General features: G+C 55.6%; 23 protein-coding genes, 1 tRNA gene, 1 pseudogene and 1 riboswitch. Of the genes and pseudogenes, 21 read left to right on the forward strand and 4 right to left on the reverse strand.

The features are described from left to right. Positions 1–29 precede the first annotated feature (29 nt). Both ACVX3G_RS11235 and yidC read left to right on the forward strand, forming a co-directional pair. A complete protein-coding gene (locus ACVX3G_RS11235) occupies positions 30–296 on the forward strand; it encodes a hypothetical protein (protein ID WP_011231313.1) in 267 nt (88 codons plus the stop codon). A 44-nt stretch (positions 297–340) separates the two neighbouring features. Continuing rightward, positions 341–1,090 carry a membrane protein insertase YidC gene (yidC, locus tag ACVX3G_RS11240; protein ID WP_014195914.1) on the forward strand — a complete coding sequence of 250 codons (750 nt, stop codon included), beginning with the start codon at positions 341–343 and terminating at the stop codon, positions 1,088–1,090. Between the two features lie 57 nt (positions 1,091–1,147). On the opposite strand, the gene ACVX3G_RS11245 is transcribed toward yidC, so the two are convergent. Beyond that, complete coding sequence (locus ACVX3G_RS11245) at positions 1,148–1,330, reverse strand: hypothetical protein (RefSeq protein WP_236620464.1); 183 nt, start codon at positions 1,328–1,330, stop codon at positions 1,148–1,150. 226 nt (positions 1,331–1,556) lie between these two features. On the opposite strand from ACVX3G_RS11245, the gene ACVX3G_RS11250 reads away from it, so the two are divergent. Both ACVX3G_RS11250 and ACVX3G_RS11255 read left to right on the forward strand, forming a co-directional pair. Next, the gene (locus tag ACVX3G_RS11250) at positions 1,557–2,108 is read left to right on the forward strand and encodes a cysteine hydrolase family protein (protein WP_014195912.1); all 552 of its coding nucleotides are present in this window, start codon (positions 1,557–1,559) and stop codon (positions 2,106–2,108) included. An 86-nt stretch (positions 2,109–2,194) separates the two neighbouring features. Further along, a complete protein-coding gene (locus ACVX3G_RS11255) occupies positions 2,195–3,664 on the forward strand; it encodes a nicotinate phosphoribosyltransferase (RefSeq protein WP_014195911.1) in 1,470 nt (489 codons plus the stop codon). Between the two features lie 143 nt (positions 3,665–3,807). Here the strand turns inward: ACVX3G_RS11255 and pepF are convergent, their stop codons facing one another. After that, entirely contained in the window at positions 3,808–5,664 is a 1,857-nt protein-coding gene (gene pepF / locus ACVX3G_RS11260; protein WP_014195910.1) for an oligoendopeptidase F, read from the reverse strand. A gap of 93 nt (positions 5,665–5,757) precedes the next feature. On the opposite strand from pepF, the gene ACVX3G_RS11265 reads away from it, so the two are divergent. Further along, positions 5,758–6,648 carry an aldo/keto reductase gene (locus tag ACVX3G_RS11265; RefSeq protein ID WP_014195909.1) on the forward strand — a complete coding sequence of 297 codons (891 nt, stop codon included), beginning with the start codon at positions 5,758–5,760 and terminating at the stop codon, positions 6,646–6,648. A 12-nt stretch (positions 6,649–6,660) separates the two neighbouring features. Further along, entirely contained in the window at positions 6,661–8,817 is a 2,157-nt protein-coding gene (locus ACVX3G_RS11270) for a DNA topoisomerase III (protein WP_020278829.1), read from the forward strand. Between the two features lie 75 nt (positions 8,818–8,892). Here the strand turns inward: ACVX3G_RS11270 and ACVX3G_RS11275 are convergent, their stop codons facing one another. Continuing rightward, positions 8,893–9,336: a GNAT family N-acetyltransferase gene (locus ACVX3G_RS11275; protein WP_014195907.1), complete on the reverse strand. Its 444-nt coding sequence runs from the start codon at positions 9,334–9,336 to the stop codon at positions 8,893–8,895. 122 nt (positions 9,337–9,458) lie between these two features. Beyond that, on the reverse strand, positions 9,459–10,340 hold the full coding sequence (locus ACVX3G_RS11280) for a glycerophosphodiester phosphodiesterase family protein (protein WP_025039122.1): 882 nt from the start codon (positions 10,338–10,340) through the stop codon (positions 9,459–9,461). A gap of 176 nt (positions 10,341–10,516) precedes the next feature. Between ACVX3G_RS11280 and ACVX3G_RS11285 the strand changes: the two genes are divergently transcribed. From ACVX3G_RS11285 to cobM, 15 genes and pseudogenes are all read left to right on the forward strand, one after another. Continuing rightward, a tRNA-Gln gene (locus tag ACVX3G_RS11285) sits at positions 10,517–10,589 on the forward strand. Positions 10,590–10,846: 257 nt separating this feature from the next. Then, positions 10,847–11,332: a ribonuclease E activity regulator RraA gene (gene rraA, locus ACVX3G_RS11290; RefSeq protein ID WP_008880144.1), complete on the forward strand. Its 486-nt coding sequence runs from the start codon at positions 10,847–10,849 to the stop codon at positions 11,330–11,332. A gap of 51 nt (positions 11,333–11,383) precedes the next feature. Next, positions 11,384–11,638 carry a hypothetical protein gene (locus ACVX3G_RS11295; RefSeq protein WP_008880145.1) on the forward strand — a complete coding sequence of 85 codons (255 nt, stop codon included), beginning with the start codon at positions 11,384–11,386 and terminating at the stop codon, positions 11,636–11,638. Next, positions 11,628–12,008, forward strand: coding sequence for a retropepsin-like aspartic protease (locus tag ACVX3G_RS11300; RefSeq protein ID WP_008880146.1), 381 nt, complete (start codon positions 11,628–11,630; stop codon positions 12,006–12,008). Before ACVX3G_RS11295 ends, ACVX3G_RS11300 begins: the two co-directional genes overlap by 11 nt. A gap of 17 nt (positions 12,009–12,025) precedes the next feature. Continuing rightward, positions 12,026–12,166: pseudogene (locus ACVX3G_RS11305) on the forward strand (RraA family protein); the annotation flags it as partial. Between the two features lie 60 nt (positions 12,167–12,226). Then, positions 12,227–12,419: riboswitch (cobalamin riboswitch) on the forward strand. A 181-nt stretch (positions 12,420–12,600) separates the two neighbouring features. Beyond that, positions 12,601–12,975, forward strand: coding sequence for a (2Fe-2S) ferredoxin domain-containing protein (locus ACVX3G_RS11310; protein ID WP_025039121.1), 375 nt, complete (start codon positions 12,601–12,603; stop codon positions 12,973–12,975). Positions 12,976–12,977: 2 nt separating this feature from the next. After that, the gene (locus ACVX3G_RS11315) at positions 12,978–13,685 is read left to right on the forward strand and encodes a HoxN/HupN/NixA family nickel/cobalt transporter (protein ID WP_223812636.1); all 708 of its coding nucleotides are present in this window, start codon (positions 12,978–12,980) and stop codon (positions 13,683–13,685) included. A gap of 1 nt (position 13,686) precedes the next feature. Beyond that, positions 13,687–15,468, forward strand: a complete 1,782-nt coding sequence (gene cobJ / locus ACVX3G_RS11320) for a precorrin-3B C(17)-methyltransferase (protein ID WP_014195899.1) — start codon at positions 13,687–13,689, stop codon at positions 15,466–15,468. Positions 15,469–15,503: 35 nt separating this feature from the next. Next, positions 15,504–16,331: a sirohydrochlorin chelatase gene (locus tag ACVX3G_RS11325; RefSeq protein WP_008880154.1), complete on the forward strand. Its 828-nt coding sequence runs from the start codon at positions 15,504–15,506 to the stop codon at positions 16,329–16,331. 15 nt (positions 16,332–16,346) lie between these two features. Next, entirely contained in the window at positions 16,347–17,123 is a 777-nt protein-coding gene (cobK, locus tag ACVX3G_RS11330) for a precorrin-6A reductase (protein WP_008880155.1), read from the forward strand. Between the two features lie 58 nt (positions 17,124–17,181). Beyond that, positions 17,182–17,829 carry a precorrin-8X methylmutase gene (locus ACVX3G_RS11335; protein WP_014195898.1) on the forward strand — a complete coding sequence of 216 codons (648 nt, stop codon included), beginning with the start codon at positions 17,182–17,184 and terminating at the stop codon, positions 17,827–17,829. A gap of 6 nt (positions 17,830–17,835) precedes the next feature. Further along, a complete protein-coding gene (locus ACVX3G_RS11340; protein WP_014195897.1) occupies positions 17,836–18,954 on the forward strand; it encodes a cobalt-precorrin-5B (C(1))-methyltransferase in 1,119 nt (372 codons plus the stop codon). Then, positions 18,920–20,125 carry a bifunctional cobalt-precorrin-7 (C(5))-methyltransferase/cobalt-precorrin-6B (C(15))-methyltransferase gene (locus ACVX3G_RS11345; protein ID WP_031206571.1) on the forward strand — a complete coding sequence of 402 codons (1,206 nt, stop codon included), beginning with the start codon at positions 18,920–18,922 and terminating at the stop codon, positions 20,123–20,125. The genes ACVX3G_RS11340 and ACVX3G_RS11345 overlap by 35 nt, the downstream gene beginning before the upstream one ends. After that, positions 20,122–20,823 carry a precorrin-2 C(20)-methyltransferase gene (gene cobI / locus ACVX3G_RS11350; protein ID WP_015374899.1) on the forward strand — a complete coding sequence of 234 codons (702 nt, stop codon included), beginning with the start codon at positions 20,122–20,124 and terminating at the stop codon, positions 20,821–20,823. The genes ACVX3G_RS11345 and cobI overlap by 4 nt, the downstream gene beginning before the upstream one ends. Continuing rightward, entirely contained in the window at positions 20,820–21,593 is a 774-nt protein-coding gene (gene cobM / locus ACVX3G_RS11355) for a precorrin-4 C(11)-methyltransferase (RefSeq protein ID WP_011231288.1), read from the forward strand. Before cobI ends, cobM begins: the two co-directional genes overlap by 4 nt.

Here is a 21,593-nt window from a genome sequence, read left to right on the forward strand (position 1 = left end):
GACGGGGCAAAAGGGGGTGGACGGGACGCATGGAAGCGCCTATTGATTTGCTTGTGTATATGTCGCTTGTCGGCGCGTTATGGATCATCATGAAAGGGTATATGGGCGCACATCGGACAGCGAAATCATTGTTTTACGAGCCGGCGTTGGCCTCGGTTCGCGAGCGGGAGGCGGGAGGAGGCGCCGAACGAGCGGCGCTTCCATGGCGCCCGCTGTTTTTGCCGCAGCGGCGGAAAATTCCCGTTCGGGAACGGACAAGCCGAACGGATGAGGATGGAAGGCCCTTTCCTTTATGATGAAACGGCATGATTTTGCAACATGATAGTAAGGAGGGCTTTTCATGAAAAAATGGGTATTGGTGCTGCTTGGTGCAGTCTTGCTTCTTTCCGGCTGCAACCGCAACGAACCGATCAATGAACATAGCCAAGGCATTTGGAACCATTATTTTGTCTACCCGATGTCGAAGCTCCTTTTGACGCTTGGGCACTGGTTTGGCGACAACTACGGCATCGCCATTATCGTGCTGACGCTCATCGTCCGTTTTTGCTTGCTGCCGCTCATTTTGAAGCAGTTCCGCGCATCACTCGCCATGCAAAAGCTGCGTCCGGAATTGTTGAAGCTGCAAGAAAAATATAAAAGCAAAGACCCGGAAACGCAGCGCAAGCTCCAGCAAGAAATGATGCAGCTGTACCAAAAGCACGGCGTCAATCCGGCGAGCGGCTGCCTGCCGGTGTTAATTCAAATGCCGATTTTTATGGCGCTTTATTACGCGATTTCGCGGACGCAAGAAATTAAAACCCACTCGTTCCTATGGGTCGAGCTTGGCCACCGCGATCCGTATTTCATTTTGCCCGTTTTGGCGGCGTTGACGACGTTCATCTCGCTCCGCCTCTCGCCGTCGATGGCCGAAGAACAAATGCCGCAAATGGCGATGATGTCGTACATCATGCCGGTCATGATCTTTATCGGCGCCAGCTCCGTCCCATCGGCGCTGTCGCTCTATTGGGTTGTCGGCGGTTGCTTCTCGATCATCCAGTCGCTCATTTTGCGCAGTCAGCTGAAAGCGGCGAAAGCGGCGGAAAATAGCTGACGGATCAGTGAAAATCCCGCGCCTGCTTCAAGCAGGCGCGGGATTTTCGCTTTGCGCTTATGGTTGCGCCGCTTTGTTGATTTGATTCAGCTGATAATTGTTGAACGGCACCCAACGGAGAGGCTCAGTGTAGCTGATCATGCGAATCCGGTTTGACGCAAATTTATTCAGGAAGACGACGGATAAACCGACGGCAAGAAGCACGAGCAAAAAAACGATATTGAAAAAAAGGGGGATCATATCGGCATATCCTACTTTCTGTTTTTGTAAATATTCGTAAAAACCATTCGTCAGAAAGGAATCACTTTTCCGCTGAGCGATGGAAGGCGAGTTTTGCATCATCGGCTCGCTTTCTTATGCAATCTTCTGCTTGCCCAGATTTTGCATGCTGGAGTAGAGTAAAAGTATAGCAGCGGCAATGTACAGCAAGACCCGTTTGTTAGACAAACACGCAGGAGGGATTTTCATGAAGAGAGCACTCATTAACATCGACTACACCGTCGATTTTATCGCCGATCATGGCGCGCTCACATGCGGGAAGCCGGGGCAGGCGATTGAAGAAGAACTTGTACGGGTGACGAAACAGTTTATCGATCGTGGAGATTTTGTTGTCTTCGCCATTGACAAACATGTGGCGGGAGATCACTACCATCCGGAAACGAAGCTGTTTCCGCCGCATAACATTGAAGGGACGGAGGGCCGAAAGCTGTACGGGGAGCTCGAAGAGGTGTATCAAGCAAATAAGCATAAAGACAACGTCTACTGGATGGACAAAACGCGCTACAGCGCGTTCGCCGGGACCGATTTGGAGCTGAAATTGCGCGAGAGAGGCATCACGGAAGTGCATTTGGTCGGCTGCTGCACCGATATTTGCGTCCTCCATACGGCGGTCGATGCATACAATAAAGGCTTTCGCATCGTCGTCCACCGGCGGGCGGTCGCGAGCTTCGACGCGGCGGGACACGAATGGGCGCTCCGCCATTTTCGCCATACGCTAGGCGCAGAAATAGTGGAATAATGGAGAAAACATGATAGAATAGACGATGAACGTTCTTTTTCTCCATTCGGCGGCGCAGTCATTCGTATGTTGGAGGTTGCACATTCATGAAAAAATATGCCGATGACAGTTTGATGCTTCATACGGACTTATATCAAATCAACATGGTCGAGACGTATTGGGAAGATCGTATGCATGAGCGCCGCGCTGTGTTTGAAGTGTTTTTCCGCAAGCTGCCGTTTGGCAACGGCTATGCGGTGTTCGCTGGGTTGGAGCGTGTCATTCAGTTTTTGCAACAGTTCCGATTTTCTGACAGCGACATCGACTATTTGCGCCAAGAACTTGGTTACCGCGACGACTTTTTAGACTATTTGCGGACGCTTCGCTTCACCGGCACGGTCCGTTCGATGCGCGAAGGGGAAGTGGTGTTTGCCAATGAACCGATTATGCGCATCGAGGCGCCGCTCGCCGAGGCGCAGCTCATCGAAACGGCTATTTTAAACATTATCAATTTCCAGACGCTCATCGCCACGAAAGCGTCGCGCATTAAGCATATTCTCGGGAACGAACCGGCTTTGGAGTTCGGCAGCCGGCGGGCGCAGGAGATGGATGCGGCGCTTTGGGGGGCGCGCGCAGCGTATATCGGCGGGATTGAGGCGACATCGAACGTGCGCGCCGGGAAGCTGTTTGGCATTCCGGTCGCCGGAACGCACGCCCATTCGATGATTCAAGCGTATCAGGATGAATACACCGCCTTTTTGAAGTATGCACGCCGTCATAAAGACTGCGTATTTCTCGTCGATACGTACGATACGTTGAAGTCCGGGGTGCCAAACGCCATTCGCGTCGCGAAGGAGCTGGGCGACCAAATCAACTTTATCGGCATCCGCATCGACAGCGGCGATCTCGCCTATTTGTCGAAGGAAGCGCGGAAAATGCTCGATGAAGCCGGATTTCCGAACGCGAAAATTTTCGCCTCGAACGATTTGGATGAAGATACGATTTTAAACTTGAAGTCGCAAGGGGCGAAAATCGATGTGTGGGGGATCGGCACAAAGCTCATTACGGCGTACGATCAGCCAGCGCTCGGCGCCGTGTACAAAATGGTGGCGATTGAAAACGAACGCGGTGAGATGGTCGATACAATCAAAATCAGCGGCAATCCAGAGAAAGTGACGACGCCGGGGCTGAAGCGGGTGTACCGCATCGTCAACAAAATCAACCATAAAGCGGAAGGCGACTACATCGCCTTAGAGAGCGAAAACCCGCAGCAAGAAGAGCGGCTGAAAATGTTCCATCCGGTGTACACGTTCATCAGCAAATTCGTCACCAATTTCGAAGCGCGTGATTTGCATGTGACGATCTTCGACAACGGCCGGCTCGTGTATACGTCGCCCCCGCTTCCGGACATTCAAGCGTATGCGAAAGAAAGCTTGCGCTTGTTTTGGGAGGAGTACAAACGGACGCTCAATCCCGAGCAATATCCCGTCGATTTGAGCCAAGCGTGCTGGGACAATAAGATGGAAAACATCCGCAAGGTGAAAGAAAAAATTGCAGGCGCATCTTTAAGTGAATAACCGCCTTGGCTGCGGGGCAAGCGCATGGTGTCGCTTTGCGCGCGATCGACCGCCTTAACCGGTCCGGCGCGTTGCAGCGCAAAGCGATATTCTTTTTTCCGCCGCAATAACAAAGGTGTCCCGAACGGCGCGGGACACCTCTTTCATGTAGACCGCTGACGGTTTTGGCTTGGCAGCTGTCGATCGAGTTCGTCAACGAGTTCGGCGAAATGACCTAAGACCCGCTCGATCGGTTCGGGGCTTGTCATATCCACTCCGGCTCGCTTGAGCAGACGGATCGGGTCATCGGATGCGCCGGAGCGCAAAAATTGTTTGTACCGCTTCACCGCCTTGCCGCTTGTATCGGTTTGGATGTCGCTCACAATGGTGTACGACGCCGCGAGCGAAGTGGCATATTTGTATACATAAAAGGCGTCATAAAAATGCGGGATGCGCAGCCAGCCGTGCGCGGCGCCGGGATCGGCGGCGTACGCCGGGCCGTAATACGTTTTGAGCAGGCCAAGCCAAAGATGGTTCAGTTCGTCCGCTGTCAGACTGCCGCCTTGGCGCACTTTGTCATGAATCATCCGTTCAAATTCGGAATACATCACTTGCGTGTACAACGTGCCGCGGATTTGCTCGATTTGTTCGATGAGCAGGCGGAGTTTTTCTTCTTTTGTTTTCGCCTGTTTGTACAAATAATCGAGCATGAGCCATTCGTTCGCGGTCGAGGCGACTTCGGCGGTGAAAATCGAATGACCGGAATAATGGTACGGCTGCGCGCGGTTCGTGTATACGGAATGCATGGCGTGCCCAAGCTCGTGAGCCATCGTCAATACGCCATCAAGCGAACCGTTGTAATTGAGCAAGATGAACGGATGGGTGTCATACGCTCCCGTGTTGTAGCCGCCGGTATATTTTTTCGGGCGCGGGAAGACATCAAGCCATCGTTCTTGAAACGCTCGGTGCACCTGTTTGATATAGTCGGCGCCGAGCGGCTTGAGTCCTTCCACTATGAGCGTCTTCGCCGTTTCGACCGGAATCGGTTTCATTGTTTCGCCGACGAGCGGCACGTACAAGTCATAGCTATGGACGCGGTCAAGCCCGAGCGCGCGCCGCCGCAGTTCGACATAGCGGTGAAGCGCCGGCAAGTGGCGGCGAGTGGCGGCGATCAAGTGATCGAACACTTCCTTTGGTACGTCATCGGCGGCCAGCGCGGCGGCAAGGCCGGATGGATAGCGGCGCACGTTCGCATACAATTCATCCGCTTTGACCGAGGCATACAGCGTCGCGGCTGCGGTTTGTTCCATGGCTTCATAACTTTTGGCTTTCGCTTCAAACGCCGCCTTTCGATAGCGGCGGTCCGGGTGCTCGAGCATGGCGGCGTATTGGTCGTCGGTCAATGTCACTGTCTTTCCGTTCGGCATCTTGACAGATGGCGGCTCGTAATCGCCGCGGGCGGCGTGGTCATAAATGTTCTCCGCTTCGCCGAGCGCCGGCGATAGTTTCGCGAGCAGCTGTTCTTCGCGTTTCGTGAGCGTATGCGGCTTTTGCTCACGCAACTCATGGAAGTAATAGCGGTACGCTTTCAGCGGTTTGCTTTTTTGGAGCTTCCTGAGCGTCCGCTCGGGTAGGGCGAGCAGTTCCGGCTCGATAAACGCTGTTTTCGCCGCATATTGGGCGGCGAGCGCTTCCACTTTTGCCCCGAGCCGGGCCGCCGTTTCATCTTCAATGTTGATATCGCGTTTTAAATGGGCGTAAAGCGACAGTTTTTCGAGCTTGCGGGCCGTTTGTTCGTTTAGGGCGAACAGTTTGGCGATCGTCTTCGCATCGTCAAGCTTCCCTTCAAACGCCGCCAGTTTCGGCAAGGCGTTTTTCACCGTCTTGTAGTCGCGCATCCATTCGTGTTCGGATGGGTAAATGTCGGCCACATTCCATTCGTATGCAGTTTCGGCGGCTGATGTCGGCCATGGGGAGGCCAAAAGAAGCACGGCGGCGAGCCCAAGAAGCCAGCGCTTCATATCATCACGTCCTTTCCGTTTTTTCCTCTTGTTGGTAGTATGCGCAAGCGGAACGATTTTAGCCAAAACCAAAAAAAGAAAGGGAGACGATCAATGGAACGAATCCGTTTAGCGGACGATTTGACTTTTTCCCGCCTCATTCACGGCTGTTGTCGGCTTGCGGACTGGGGCTATTCGCGCGAGCAGCTGCTCGGGCTCATTGAATTTTGTCTTGAGCGCGGCATTACGACGTTTGACCATGCTGATATTTACGGCGACTACACGTGTGAATCGCGCTTTGGCGAAGCGCTGGCGTTAAAGCCAAGCTTGCGCGGTCAGATCGAGATTGTGACGAAATGCGGCATCAAGCGGCCGCCAAAATACGGGATGAAATTATATGATACAAGCAAAACCCATATCATCGCCTCGGTCGAGCAGTCGCTCGCCAATTTCCGCACGGATTATATCGATGTCTTGCTCATTCACCGTCCGGATCCGTTCATGAATCCAGAAGAGGTGGCCGAGGCGTTTTGCCAGCTGAAACAGGACGGAAAAGTGCGCTATTTCGGCGTCTCGAACTTTAAACGTTCGCAGTGGGAAATGCTTCAGTCGTATTTGCCGTTTCCGCTCGTGACCAACCAAATCGAAGTATCGGCGTATCGGTTGGAAAATCTTGAAGACGGCACAGTTGACCTTTGCCTTGAGAAGCGCGTTCCGCCAATGGTATGGTCGCCGCTCGCCGGTGGAGCGATTTTTTCCGCTGACGATGACCGGGCGGTGCGGCTGCGCGGGACGTTTGAACAAGTGCGGGGTGAGGTGGGCGCTGAGACGATCGACGAAGTGCTGTACGCGTGGCTCCTCGTTCATCCAGCGCGGATGATGCCGATTGTCGGCTCGGGGAAACAAGAACGCATCGAGCGGGCGGTGCGGGCGCTGTCTTTGTCGCTTTCCCGCGAGCAATGGTTCGCCATTTTGCAAAGCTCCATGGGGCATGATGTGCCGTAAGGGGAAAGGGCGATGAAAGTCATTATCGCGGAAAAGCCGGACCAAGGGGCGACGCTCGCCTCGATTTTTCGGACGAAAAAACGGCAAGGCTATATCGAAATTTTGCCGAATGACTTGTTTCCCGACGGGGCGTATATGACATGGGCGATCGGGCATTTGTTCCAGCTCGCCCCGCCGGAGCGGTATCGGCCGGAGTGGAAGCGATGGACGCTCAACACGTTGCCGATCATCCCGGAACGGTTCGAGTATGAGATCGAAAAAGCGAAGGCGAAACAGTTTCAAGTGGTCAAGGAACTGTTGCGAAAGCCGGAAGTGACGGAAATCATCCATGCCGGCGACGCGGGGCGCGAAGGGGAGCTCATTGTGCGCAACCTCATCCGCCTAAGCGGCGTGAACAAGCCGATGAAGCGGCTTTGGCTGTCGTCCTTGACCCCGAAGGCGATCGAGGAAGGGTTCCGCCGCCTGCTCGATGAGCAGACGACGCGCCCGCTCTATGAGGAAGCGTACGCTCGCGCCTGCGCGGATTGGCTCGTCGGCATGAACGCCTCGCGCGTGTACAGCCTGTTGCTGAAAGAGCGCGGGATGAATGATGTGTTTTCCGTCGGGCGCGTGCAGACGCCGACATTGGCGCTGATCGTCCGGCGTGAACGGGAAATTGAGCAGTTCCGCCCTGAACCGTTTTGGGAAGTTGTCGCCTCGTTTGTCATTGGCGACAAGCGTTATGAAGGAAAATGGACGGATAAAAACGGCCAAACGCGTCTTGGGGACGAGGAGATGGCGAAAAAGATCGCTGCCTTTTGCCAAGGAAAACGGGCGGAAGTCGCCGACGTCCGCACGGAGCGGAAAACGTATCAGCCGCCCCTGTTGTTCAACTTATCGACGCTGCAGGCGACAGCGAACAAGCTGTACCGCTTCTCGCCGAAAAAGACGCTTGATGTGCTGCAATCGCTCTACCAAAAAGGGATCGTTTCGTACCCGCGTTCCGATTCGATGCATGTGACGAAAGGGGAAACGGAAACGTTCCCTGCCATTTTGCAAAAGTTGTCATCGTTTCCAGCGTACGCGCCGTATTTTCCGCTGCCGCAGCCGTCGATTTTACAGAATAAGCGTTATGTAAACGAGAAAAAAGTCACCGACCACTACGCGATCATCCCGACTGAACAAGTTGTTGCCCCGGAGAAGCTGTCGGACGACGAGCGGAAGGTGTATGATTTGGTCGTCCGCCGCTTGATTGCCGCCCACCACCAGGCGGCGGTCATCGATTATACGACCGTCACGACGCTCGTTGACGGTCGGGCTCGCTTCGTTTCGAAAGGAAGGCAGGTCGTCGAGGAAGGATGGCGCGCGGTCATCCGCCCGCATGAGGAGGAGAAAGATGCTGCGCTGCCTCCCCTTGAGCGAGGGGAGGCGGGGAAAGCGGCCGCTGTAAAGGTGAAAGAAGGGAAGACCGAGCCGCCGAAACGGTATACAGAAGGCGAACTCATCACCTTGATGAAAACGGCGGGAAAATTTTTGGACGATGAGGAACTGGAAAAAGTGCTCGCCAAAACGGAAGGGCTTGGCACGGAAGCAACAAGGGCGGCGATCATTACCATGCTGAAAGAGCGGAAGTATATTGAAGTGAAAAAGAACCTCGTGTACGCGACCGACAAGGCGAAAGTGTTGATCGAGGCGCTTGGCGGCACGATCCTCGCCTCGCCGGAAATGACGGCGAAATGGGAGCAGCGCTTAAGCGAAATCGGCGAAGGGAGCGCCTCGCCCGCCGCCTTTATGGAACAGGTGAAAAAGTTGGCGCAAAAAGTGGTCGCTGACGCCATCGCCGCCGCGCCGAATTGGAATTTCAGAGGGGTTGACACCGCCTCGATCCAGCGGACAAGGAAGAAAAAAACGATGGGTGAGAAGCTTGGGCCGTGCCCGCTTTGCGGCGGGACCGTCATCGACAAAGGAACGTTGTACGGTTGCGACCAGTACGCGAAAACAAAATGCTCGTTTACGATCTCCAAACGCATTCTCGGCAAATCGATTTCGGCGGCGAATGTGAAAAAGCTGCTGGCGCAAGGGAAAACAAATGTCATAAAAGGGTTTAAAAAAGGCGGGAAAACGTTTGACGCCATACTCGTTTGGGATGAAAACGAGAAGAAATTGTCGTTTCAGTTTCCGAAGCGGTGACGAAGGCAACAGGCGTTGGGGGATGGGAGGTTTGGCGAAAAGGCGGACCGATGGCGGCCCGCCTTTTTTTGCCCTTTACTCCGTTCGCGGCTCTTGAATCCGCTCCATCAACCGCTCCGGCTCGCTCGGCGCGGCAAAGCCGAACTGCCTGTACAGCCCGTGCGCGTCTTTGGTCGCGAGCATCACCTTGCGGACAGCGGCGACATCAGGATGGGCGAGCACGCATGATAACAGCCATTTCCCGAGACCTTGCCCACGGTATGCTTCATCGATGAACACGTCGCACAGATAGGCGAACGTCGCCCGGTCGGTGATGACGCGCGCCATGCCAATTTGCCTGTCGCCGTGAAAAAGGGAAAAGCAGAGCGAATGGTCAAGCGATTTGAGGATCGTTTCGCGGCTGCGCTCATTCGCCCAATACGAGCGGGCAAGGAAGTCAAACACGCGCTCAAGCTGGACGCGGCGGCGGTCCGTCGTCACGGTAAATGGGCCGTTTTCGTAATCGATGATCGTCCACATGATCTGGCCTCCTTTTTCTCAAATGATACACCGAATCGGGTCAAATGGGAACGATTTTCGTTTTTATTAACCATAATAACATTATGTAAACAATAAGCTCCCCCTGGCTCCCTGAAGGCCGGTCAATGGCGGGGCAGACGACGGCAGGCGGCAATGCGGCCAGGGCGGTCTGGATAATCGGTGAACAGGCCGTCAACGCCCATGGCGCATAGGCGAGCGAGATCGTGTGGTTCATTGACGGTATAGACGTGAACAATGAGCCCGCGGCCATGGGCGGCGCGCACCCACTCTTCGGTGACGGCCGAAAGCGGCAAGCCGATGCCATCGGCATAGACGGCGATTTGTTGCAGCAGCTCGTCGCGGCCGCTGTGCGCTTCCTTCTCGCCGACCAATTGAATGAGCCGAATGCCGTGCGGGATGAGCGGCCGGAGCGCTTGCAAGCTTTCCGGGTGGAACGATTGAAACATGACGCGGCGCTGTTGCAGGAAACCGTGTTTTTTCAATAGATGGACGACCGCCTCTTCGATGCCGGGCTGTTTCGTTTCGATGTACAACGGGGCTTCCACACGCTCCGCTTTCAGCATCTGAATCACCTCATCAAGCGTCGGGATGCGCTCGCCGGCAAAGCGTGGATGAAACCACGACCCGGCATCCAGCCGCCTCAGTTCAGCGAACGAAAAATCATTTACCCGCCACGGAGCACGGCGCGGGTAGACCGTTTCGGCATTTGTCGTCCGGGCGAGCGTCGCATCATGCAGAGCAACGAGCTTCCCGTCTTTGGCTGCGCGCACATCGACTTCGATATAGTCCGCCTGCATGCGGGCGGCAAGGCGGTAGGATGAGAGCGTATGCTCCGGCGCGTATCCGGACGCGCCGCGGTGGGCGATGACGGCGGTTTTCGGCTGGCTGGATGGCTGCCAGGCAGCCGCGGCCGCTAAGACGATCGGCAACGATAACAAAAACAATGTGCAAAGATAGAAGCGAAAAACCGTGATCCGGCGCATATACATCTCTCCCCTTCCAGTTATCATATCGGGAAAACAAGTGCGAGGGAAAAACGAGGTGATATAGTGGGGAAAGGATGCTTGTACCGATAGTTTCGCACATCAAGCAAAGGGATATTCAGTTTGATGCATAAAGTGCGTTATCATGCCGCATACTGTAAACGACAACAAAACGTTGGGCTATAGCCAAGCGGTAAGGCAACGGACTTTGACTCCGTGATGCGCTGGTTCGAGATCCAGCTAGCCCAGCTGAACGTCTGGTCAAACCGGAGGGGCTTTGAGCCGGTGAAAACGGTCTCCGCTATATATCGGCGCGGGGCCGTTTTTTATGGTTTCAATGCGATCGGTGGAATACATCGAAGCGATTAACCGCCACACAATGGTTTGGTTCACATCGCCGCGTTCGTGTCAGTCGTTCGAATGAAAGATCGTCGACAAAAAACTGCTGAGGCAGAAGGATTTTGGCGAATGACGGCGAATGCAAAACATGAAAGGGGAGAGCGACAATGAAAACAGCCGATTTATGCGATCAATTTTTAGACGAGTTGCAAGTATGCGAGTTGCCGTTCCAATCGTACGGCGGAAAGCGGGCGTTTTCCGGGCCGATTGCGACGGTCGATGTGTTTGAAGACAACGTCCTTGTCCGAGAAGCGCTGGAGACGGTGCCGCCGGGGACGGTGCTCGTGGTCGATGGAAAAGGCTCGCGCCGCGTCGCGCTATTAGGCGACCGGCTGGCGCAAATCGCTTGCGAGAGGGGGCTTGCTGGCGTCATCATCCACGGCTGCATCCGCGATTCAGCGGAAATTGGCGCCATGCCGATTGGCGTGATGGCGATCGGCACATGCCCGGTGAAAAGCAAAAAAGAGGGAAAAGGCTCACGCGACGTTGCGCTCGAGTTTGGCGGCGTCCGCTGGGAGCCAGGGGCGTACGTGTACGCTGATGCGGACGGCGTTGTCGTCGCCAACAAAGATTTGTTGGCGAAAAATGGTTGACGGCTGCGGTTGAGTCTCGTTCAATACAACGAACAGGTTGAGGCGATGGAGATGGAATGGCAGGAAGTGCGTTCATTGTATCCAAATCAATTTGTGAAATTACAAGTATTAAAGTCCCATTTAGAGGGAGATCAAGAAATCATTGAAGAGGTGGCTGTTATCGGAACGGTTTCGGACAAGGATGCAACTCGTGAGTTGCTGCAATCGAAAGGGAATCAGCTTGTTTATCATACTAGCCACAAGGAGATTGTTTTAAAAGTTCGGGGAGCGATTGGCCTGAGAGGGAAATTTCATTATGCAGATTGAATATCGTGAAGGCTTGCTGTTTGCATCGATCGAAATCGTTTATCAAGGAAGGTCTAAGTTGATTCATAATATGGTGATTGATACTGGTGCGGCGAAAACAGTGATTTCTCAAAATGCAGTAGAAGATATTCATTTGCGGGTAGAGCCGGGCGATCGTATTGTGGCTTATTACGGAATCGGTGGGAAAGAGTACGCGTTTACAAAAAAATTAGACTGTATTCAGCTAGATTCTTTCCAGCTAAGAGAGTATGAAATTGATTTTAGCGGGATGGACTATGAGGGGATTAACGGTTTGTTAGGATTGGATATATTGCTGGGCGCTGGATTTGTCTTAGACCTGGACAAGTTGGAGATGTATCGTTCTGGTTGAAATGGAACGCCCGCTCGAAATGCCAAAAAGAAGGAAAAGGCGCCCGCGACGTTGCGCTCGAGTTTGGCGGCGTCCGCTGGGAGCCAGGGGCGTACGTGTACGCTGATGCGGACGGCGTTGTCGTCGCCAACAAAGATTTGTCGGCAAAAAACGGTTGACGGCAACGCATTGGTTGTACTACGATGAAAACGGATGCTTGTTCCATGACAGCGCATATATGGCGGTAAGACAAACAAGGTGCCTAGCCCGCTTAGGGCTTGGGTGAAAAAGGGAAGCTCGGTGAAAATCCGGCACGGTGCCCGCCACTGTGATGGGGAGCTTTGCGGCAACAAGTCACTGAAGGATGCTTCGGGAAGACGCCGCCAAGCGATGATCCTAAGTCAGGAGACCTGCCTTGTTTGGATCGGACGGATGCCTACGGGACTATAGGCAGACGTGCGGGAGAATGACGGCTTTAGGGGCCCTGTTTGGGCCGTTTACGGCTTTCGTATACATTTTTCTGCACCTCTGCTGTAGAGGTGCTTTTTCTTTTGTCGAAAAACCGTCCGTCTGCCGCATTTCATTCTACCATTCTAGCAAAAGGGGGGATTTGGTGGCGACGTGGGATTTGCGGGGAATGAAGCATCATGTGCTCATTTGCAACGGAGGGACGTGCCTCCGCCATGGCGGAGATGACGTGACAACCGCGGTGCGCGAGGAAATCGCCCGCCTTGGGCTTGACGACGCTGTCCATACAACAAGGACGCGCTGCAACGGACGCTGTCAAGATGCGTGTGTGATGATCGTCTACCCGGATGGCGTCTGGTACCGGTTGATGACACCGGAGAAGGCAAAAGAGGTCGTCCATCGCCATTTGCAAAACGGCGAGCCGCTTCGCGCGTGGGCGACGTATGAATACCGTGAAGACGGGTTGACCCGTCTTGGTGGGACGGAGTCGGTTATTGGCGTTCGAAAGAGGAGGACGTAATGATGGAATGGGCCAGTTATGTAATGTTAGCGATATTTCTCGGCATGCGTCATGGGATGGACAGCGACCATGTCGCGGCCATTGCGGATATGGTCGGAAGCGAGTCGCGGCGAAGACAGCAGTTGGCGCTCGGAATCATGTACGCTATTGGACACGGAGCAATCGTGTTTGTCATGGGGGTGGCGGCGCTCATGGTCGGCGCCCGGCTTTCCGAGTCGTCAGCCGCCGCCATTGAGCTCTTAGTTGGCGTTACGCTTGTGCTTCTTGGCGGGATGATGCTTTTTTCTCTTTTTCGGCGGGGTGAGGTGAAAAGCCGGTTTCAGCTCCTTTATGAGTTCGGCCATACGGTTACTCGATGGCTGCGGGGAAGGCGGGAAATGGACAGTTGCCGTTCTTTTTCGCATGTTGGTTGGGCTGGCGCCTTGATCATCGGCATCATTCATGGCATTGGCGTCGAAAGCCCGACCCAGCTAGCCATTATCACCCACGCGGTCGGAAAAGTGCGTGTGAGCGCCGCTGTCCTTCAGCTTGTGCTGTTTGTCGCCGGCTTGCTCATTGCGACGATTGCTACAGCGGCTGGATTATCGTGGGGATTTTGGAAAGCAAAGCAGCGGGAACGACTGTTTTATGTCCTTGGTGCGGTCACAGGGATTTACAGCATATGGTTAGGGATGTCGATGATAATCGAGATATGGAGAGGGGGGCTGTAAAGTGGGCGGCAAATTGCTCATTGTCGGCTTTGGCCCGGGAAGCGTCGACCATATGACGAAACGGGCTCGGGAAGCGATTGAAGAAAGCGACGTCATCATTGGCTACAAAACGTACATCGAACTTGTGCGCGATCTCATTGCTGGAAAAGAGATCATTAGCACGGGCATGACCGAAGAAGTGAGCCGCGCCCAAGCGGCGGTGAAGTGGGCCGAGCGCGGCAAAACGGTCGCCGTCATTTCAAGCGGCGACGCCGGGTTGTACGGCATGGCGGGGCTCGTGTATGAAGTGTTGATCGAAAAAGGGTGGACGAAAGCGAGTCCGATTGAAGTCGAAGTCATCCCCGGCATTTCCGCCATTCATTCGTGCGCTGCATTGCTTGGGGCGCCGATTATGCACGATGCGTGTACGATCAGCTTGAGCGACCATTTGACGCCGTGGGAGCTGATTGAAAAGCGGATTGACGCCGCGGCGGCGGCCGATTTTGTCATTGCGTTGTACAATCCGAAAAGCGGGCGGCGCACTCGGCAGATTGTGGAGGCGCAACGCATCCTGCTCCGCCATCGTGCGCCGACAACGCCCGTTGGACTCGTGAAAAGTGCGTACCGCGAACGGCAGCATATCGTTCTCACCGACTTGGCGCATATGCTGGACCATGAGATCGGCATGTTGACGACGGTGATTATCGGCAACTCAACGACATTCGTCCATGACGGCGTGATGATCACGCCGCGCGGCTACCAGCGCAAGTATCAACTAGCAGCCGCCGTCCAGCCGCTCAAACCGCATGAACGGCTGCGCAAAGAGGCAGAGCCATGGGCGCTCGACCAGACGAAGCCGCTGAGAGAGCCGGATGAAGGGAACGGAGGAGCGCTTCAGCCGTTTGCTACAGCTGCCTCCGCTTTCGACGACGAGAAAGACCGTGGTTTTGCCGCCGTTGCGGTTTTGCCGCCAGCTGTGGACGCGGCGGCGAAGGAAGCTGGATTGGCACCGGCAGCTTCCGCTTTTCCGCTGCCGGAGGAGCCATTCGCCCAAACGGAAAACCGGCCGTCATCCGCTCTGTTGCATCGGGTGAGAGAAACAGCGGAGGACGCGCTTGCAGCATTGGAAAGAAGAACGACAAAGAAGGCGTCCGCCGTGCTGTTCGAAGCGGCAGTGAGCCCAGGGGTGGCCAATAAACAGTTCACCCCGGAACAGCTCATCGCGCTCGCCGAAGCGGTCGGACCGGACGGGAAAATGACGTACACGCCGGATCATTATATCAAAATCGAGCGGGTGACAGAGGATCCAAAAGGGCTTGTCGATCGGCTCGCTGCTGTCGGACTGATGGTGATGCCGGTTGGTGATGTGCTGACGGTGAAGGCATGCGACTTTTGCGATGGAGAGAAAAAAGACGCGATTCCATATGCCGAGGAATTGGCGCGGCGATTTGGGGGCATGGCGCTGCCGAAAGAGTTGAAGCTTGGCATCAACGGCTGCGGCATGGCATGCTACGGCGCGGTGCGCGAAGACATCGGGCTTGTGTACCGGAAAGGGAAATTTGACTTGTTTTTAGGCGGGAAAACGGTCGGCCGCAACGCCCATCCTGGCCAGCTCGTTGCGGAAGGCATCCCGCCGGAAGAGATGGTGGCCATTGTGGCGGACATCATTGAACAGTACAAAGAACATGCTCATCCGAACGAACGATTTCATAAGTTTTTTGCCCGCGTGAAACAAATCGGCCGCTTTTCGTACGAGGAGGCCAAGACGGCGGCGAAGATCGAAACGCCGGCATGCGGTGAGTAACCTCGGATGGAGCGATATAAGAGAGGAGAACGAACATGAGAGCCATTTTATTTGTCGGCCATGGCAGCCGCGACCCGGAAGGGAACGAGCAAGTGCGGCAGTTTGTCGACCGCCTGCGGCCGCGTTTGCGCGATTCGTTTCATATTGAAACAAGTTTTTTAGAATTTGGCCGTCCGTCGATCGGCGAAGGAATCGAACGCTGCGCCGAAGCCGGGGCAATGGAAGTGGCGGTCATTCCGCTCATTTTATTGCCGGCCGGGCATTCGAAGCTGCATATCCCGGCGGAAATCGATGAGGCCAAAGCGCGCTATCCGCATATGGTGTTCCGCTACGGCCGCCCCATCGGCGTCCATGAGCAGACATTTGCTATTTTGCGCGAACGATTGCAAGAAATCGGCGAGCGGCCGGAGCAGCCGGATGACGGAACAGCGGTCATTTTGCTTGGCCGCGGCGGGAGCGATCCGGATGCGAACAGCGACTTGTATAAAATCGCCCGCCTCTTTTGGGAACAGACCGGCTATGCGCTCATCGAGCCGGCGTTTATGGGCGTGACGACGCCGTCGCTTGATGATGCTGTCCGCCGCTGTCTCATGCTCGGAGCTAGGCGGATCGTTGTTCTTCCGTATTTTTTATTCACCGGCATCCTGATTAAGCGGCTTGAGCAGCAAATGGCGCAATACCAAGCTGAGCACTCGCATATCTCGTTTGCGCTTGCCGGCTATTTTGGATTTCATCCGAAGCTTGAGGAGATCGTGCTTGACCGCCTCAACGAGGTGCTCGGCCAAACGGTGGCGATGAATTGCGACATCTGTCAATATCGGCTGCACGCCGCCCATCATCACCATCATCATCACCATCATTGAAGGAGGAAGCGTCCGATGATTTTATTGTTAGCTGGAACAAGCGATGCCCGCGAATTGGCGGTGATGATCCAACAAGCCGGCTATAACGTAACCGCGACGGTCGTCACCGATCACGCGGCCGAACAGCTCCGATCGGCCGGCATTCGCGCCTATGTCGGCCGCTTGGATGCGTCCCAGCTTGCCGATCTGGCCAAAGCCGAGGGGGCCAAAGCGATTGTGGACGCGAGCCATCCATTTGCTGAAGAGGCGTCAAAAAACGCCATGCAAGCGGCAGCAGACGCCGGGTTGCCCTACATTCGCTACGAGCGGCAGGCGTCTTCGTTTTCATCCGAGAAGGTGACATTTGTCGACAGCTATGAAGAAGCGGCTGACTTGGCGGCGGAAAAAGGCGGCGTCGTGATGCTGACGACCGGCAGCAAAACGCTCGACATTTTCGCCGCGAGGCTCATCGGTCGCCCGGACGTCAAGGTGATTGCGCGGATGCTGCCGCGGAAAGACAATCTCGACAAATGCGAGCGGCTCGGGTTTTCCCAAGAGCAGATCGTCATGATGCAAGGGCCGTTTACGAAAGAGCTCGATCGGGCGCTATACCGCCATTTTGGCGTCACGGTCGTCGTCACGAAAGAAAGCGGCAAAGTCGGGTTTGTCGATGAGAAAATCGCTGCCGCCGAGGAGCTCGGCATTGATGTCATCGTCATCCGCCGCCCACGGTTGTCATACGGCATCGTGCATCACGATTTTGCCGGCGTGCTCGAGGCGTTGAAGCAGCATGCGCCGCTTCCGGCCGTGTAAAGAATGGGATTCTAGCGGCCGCTCATGCAAGCGATCATGAAGAAAGGAGAGAATTGTCATGGACTTCCATACAACATTTCGTCCGGCGACGGTGCAGCCGGAACAAATTGAAGCGCGCAGCTTTCAAATCATTGATGAAGAGATCGGTGAGCATTCATTTACAGAAGAACAATACCGAATCGTTCAGCGCGTCATCCATGCATCGGCTGATTTTGAGCTGGGCAAAAGCCTCATTTTCCACCCGGATGCGATCCGCTCAGGCATTGATGCCATTCGCAGCGGCAAGCTCGTCGTCGCCGATGTGCAAATGGTGCAAGCCGGCGTCAATCAAGCGCGGCTTGCGAAGTTCGGCAGCGCGGTGCGCGTCTATATTTCTGATGAAGACGTGATCGCTGAAGCGAAACGGTTGAATACGACGAGGGCGATTGTGGCGATGCGCAAAGCGGTGAAAGAAGCGGAAGGCGGCATTTTTGCCATCGGCAACGCTCCGACAGCGTTATTGGAGCTCATTCGCCTCATCAAAGAAGGAGAGGCGCGGCCGGGATTGGTGATCGGCTTGCCGGTCGGATTCGTCTCGGCGGCGGAATCGAAAGAAGAATTGGCGAAGCTCGATGTGCCGTTCATCACCAACCGCGGCCGCAAAGGAGGAAGCACCGTGACCGTCGCTGCCTTGAATGCTTTATCGCTGCTCGCCGAGCGAGCGTGACGAACGATGGAAACGAAAAAAACGCTGCGTGAAGGGTATACGACCGGATCGTGCGCGACAGCGGCAACGAAAGCCGCGCTCACGGCGCTCATCACTGGCCAAGTGCAGGCGGAGGCGACGATTCGGATTCCGATCGGGCGGGTGGTGACCTTTTCGCTCGCCTCTTGTTCGTTCGATGGCGAAACGGCGACGGCCTCGGTCGTGAAGGATGGCGGCGATGACCCAGATGCGACGCACGGCGCGCTCATCGTTTCCACTGTCTCGTGGGCCTCGTCGCCGGGCGTTCATATCGACGGCGGTGAAGGGGTCGGACGCGTCACCAAACCCGGCTTGCCGGTGCCGGTCGGGGAAGCGGCGATCAATCCAGTGCCGCGGCAAATGATCCGCGAAGCCGTCAATGAAGTGCTGGCGCAATACGGTCTACATCGCGGGGTGAAGGTCGTCATTTCTGTGCCCGGCGGCGAGGAAATCGCCAAAAAAACGTTGAACCCGAGACTAGGCATCATTGGCGGCATTTCGATTTTGGGGACGCGCGGCATCGTCGTTCCGTTCTCCACCGCCGCCTACCGGGCGAGCATCGTGCAGGCGCTTCAAGTGGCGAAAGCGAACGGCTGCCGCCATGTTGTCATCACGACCGGGGGGCGGAGCGAGAAATACGCCATGCAAGAATATCCACATTTGCCGGAAGAAGCGTTTATCGAAATGGGCGATTTTGTCGGCTTTACGCTGAAACAATGCAAACGGCTTGGCATCAAGATGGTGTCGATGGTCGGGATGATGGGGAAATTTTCGAAAGTCGCTCAAGGAGTGATGATGGTGCACTCGAAAAGCGCCCCGGTCGACTTTGGCTTTTTGGCTGCCATCGCCGAGCAGGCAGGTGCTGGCCCAGAACTGGTGGCTGCGGTGCGCGGCGCGAATACGGCGGCGCAAGTCGGCGACATGATGCAAGAGGCCGGTTGCATGAAGTTTTTCGAGCTTTTGTGCGAAGCGTGCTGCCAGGCGGCGCTTCACGAAGTGGGAGGCGGTCTGACGGTGGCGACGTCCATTTACACAATGAACGGACAACAATTAGGAAAGGCGGTGCAGACCGATGGGGACGATGAAGTTGATCGGTGTGGGTGCTGATGGGCAAGCAAGTCTTCCTGAGCTGTATCGACGCTGGATTGATGAAAGCGAGCTGCTTGTCGGCGGCGAACGGCAGCTGGCGATGTTTCCTGAATACAAAGGAGAAACGATCATCATCCGCCGCGGACTGGCGGAGCTGGTGGAGCGGCTCCGCCATGAGACGCGCAACACGGTCGTGCTTGCTTCCGGCGATCCGCTCTTTTACGGCATCGGCAGCTATTTGGCCGGCAAATTGCCGATCGACGTGTATCCGGCCGTCAGCTCAGTGCAATGGGCGTTTGCGAAAATGGGCGAGTCTTGGCAAGACGCGGCGTTTGTCAGCGTCCATGGCCGGCCGCTCACCGGTTTGGCTCAGCGGGTCGACGGGCGGCGCAAAGTCGCCATCTTAACCGATGAGACGAACTCGCCGGCCGCCATCGCCCGCTATTTGCTCGAGTACGGCATGACGGAATATGAGGCGTTTGTCGGCGAGGAGCTCGGCGGGCCGAATGAGCGATGCCGGTTTTTCAAGCTAGAAGAAATGGCAGAAACCGAGTTTCTTCCATTAAATATAGTCATTTTGCGGCAAACCGCTCCTGGTCCGATTTGGCCGCTCGGCATTGACGATGATGAATTTTTCCAACGCAAGCCGGACAAAGGGCTGATTACAAAGAAAGAAATTCGCGTCTTAAGTGTAAGCGCCTTGCGCTTGCGCCCGGACAGCGTCGTCTGGGACATTGGGACGTGCACCGGTTCGGTCGCGATTGAAGCGGCGAAAATCGCCCGCGACGGGGCGGTGTTTGCGATTGAAAAAAATGAATACGACCTCGAGATTTGCCGGCAAAACTTGCGCAAATTCCGCGTTGACATCACGCTTGTGCACGGCAGGGCGCCCGATCGGCTCGATGAGTTTGCCGACCCGGATGCCATCTTTATCGGCGGCACGTCAGGCGCGATGTCGCCGTTGTTGGACGTCTGTGCGAAACGGCTGAAGAAAAATGGACGCATCGTGATCAACGCGGCAACGGTTGAGACGCTTGCTGAAGCGGGCTGCGAGCTGCGCAGCCGTGGATTTCATGTTGACATCACGCTCGCGCAAGTGTCGCGAAGCAAGCCCATTTTAGAGTTGACGCGCTTTGAGGCGCTCAATCCGGTGTATATCATGACAGCCAAGCGGGAGGGAGACGAGTGACCGGCACGTTGTACGGCATCGGTGTTGGCCCGGGCGATCCAGAGCTCATGACGGTGAAAGCATACCGCCTCCTAAAAGAAGTGGATGTCATCGCCTATCCAAAAAAAGGGCGGCAAAGCAAAAGCTATGCGGAACAAATTATTGATGCGTATTTTGCGCCAGAGGAAAAACGGCGGCTCGGCCTGCATTTTCCGATGACAAAAGACCGAGCCTTGCTTGAGCCGAAGTGGAACGAGGCGGCGGACGCCATTTGGGCGGAGCTGTCGGCCGGGCGCGATGTCGCGTTTGTGACCGAAGGCGATCCGCTGTTGTACAGCACGTTCATCCATTTGATGCACGTAATGGAGCGCCGCTATCCGGAAGCGCCGATTGAAGTCGTCCCCGGCGTCAGTTCGGCCAACGCTGCTGCCGCTAGGCTTCGTCTGCCGCTGGCGGATGGTGATGAAACCGTGGCGATCGTGCCCGCCCGCGACGATGTTGAGGCGATGAAAGCAGTGCTTCTTGAGCACGATTGCGTTGTCTTTTTTAAAGTGGCGAAAGTGATCGATTTGCTGGTTCGTCTGTTGCGGGAACTCGACTTGCTTCATCGCGCCGCTGTTGTGACGAAAGTGACGTCCGGCGAGGAAGTCGTGTGGAAGATCGAGGAGCTCGACGGAGCGGAACTCGAATATTTGACATTGATGGTGGTGAGAAAGTGAAGCTGTATATCGTAGGGGCGGGGCCGGGAGCGCCGGATTTGATCACGGTTCGCGGCGCCGAGCTTCTCGCTGCTGCCGACGCCATTTTTTACACCGACTCGCTAGTGAGCGCGGAATTGATCGAGCGCTACCGGAAGCCGGATGCTGACGTTTTCCATACTGCCGGCATGCATTTAGAAGAAATGGTCGCGGCAATGGCGGAGCAAGTGAAACAAGGACGGCTTGTCGTGCGCGTCCATACCGGTGATCCATCGATTTACGGGGCGACGCTTGAGCAAATCGCCTTGTTGAAAGAAGAAGGAATTGAAGTGGAAATCGTCCCCGGCGTCAGTTCGGCGTTTGCCGCCGCGGCCGCCGTGCAGGCGGAGCTCACCGTTCCGGAATTGACGCAGACGGTCATTTTCACCCGCGCCGAGGGGCGGACGCCGATGCCGCCGCGTGAGAAATTGCAGGAGCTGGCGCAGCATCATTGCACGCTCGTTCTTTTTTTAAGCGCGACGCTTGCCAAAAAAGTAAGCGCGGCGCTCCTTGAAGCGGGTTGGAGCGGTGATACGCCTGTCGCGATCGTCTATAAGGCGACATGGCCGGATGAAGTCGTGATTCGTTCCACCGTTGCCACAATGGCTGACGATATGCGGCGCCATGGTGTGACGAAACACGCGATCATGTTGGCCGGTTGGGCGCTCGATCCCCATATTCATGAGCGCGGCTACCGTTCGAAGCTGTACGACCGCACGTTTACGCACGGATATCGAAAGGGGGAGAAGTAA

It is taken from the genome of Geobacillus sp. PLS 41, assembly GCF_056494105.1.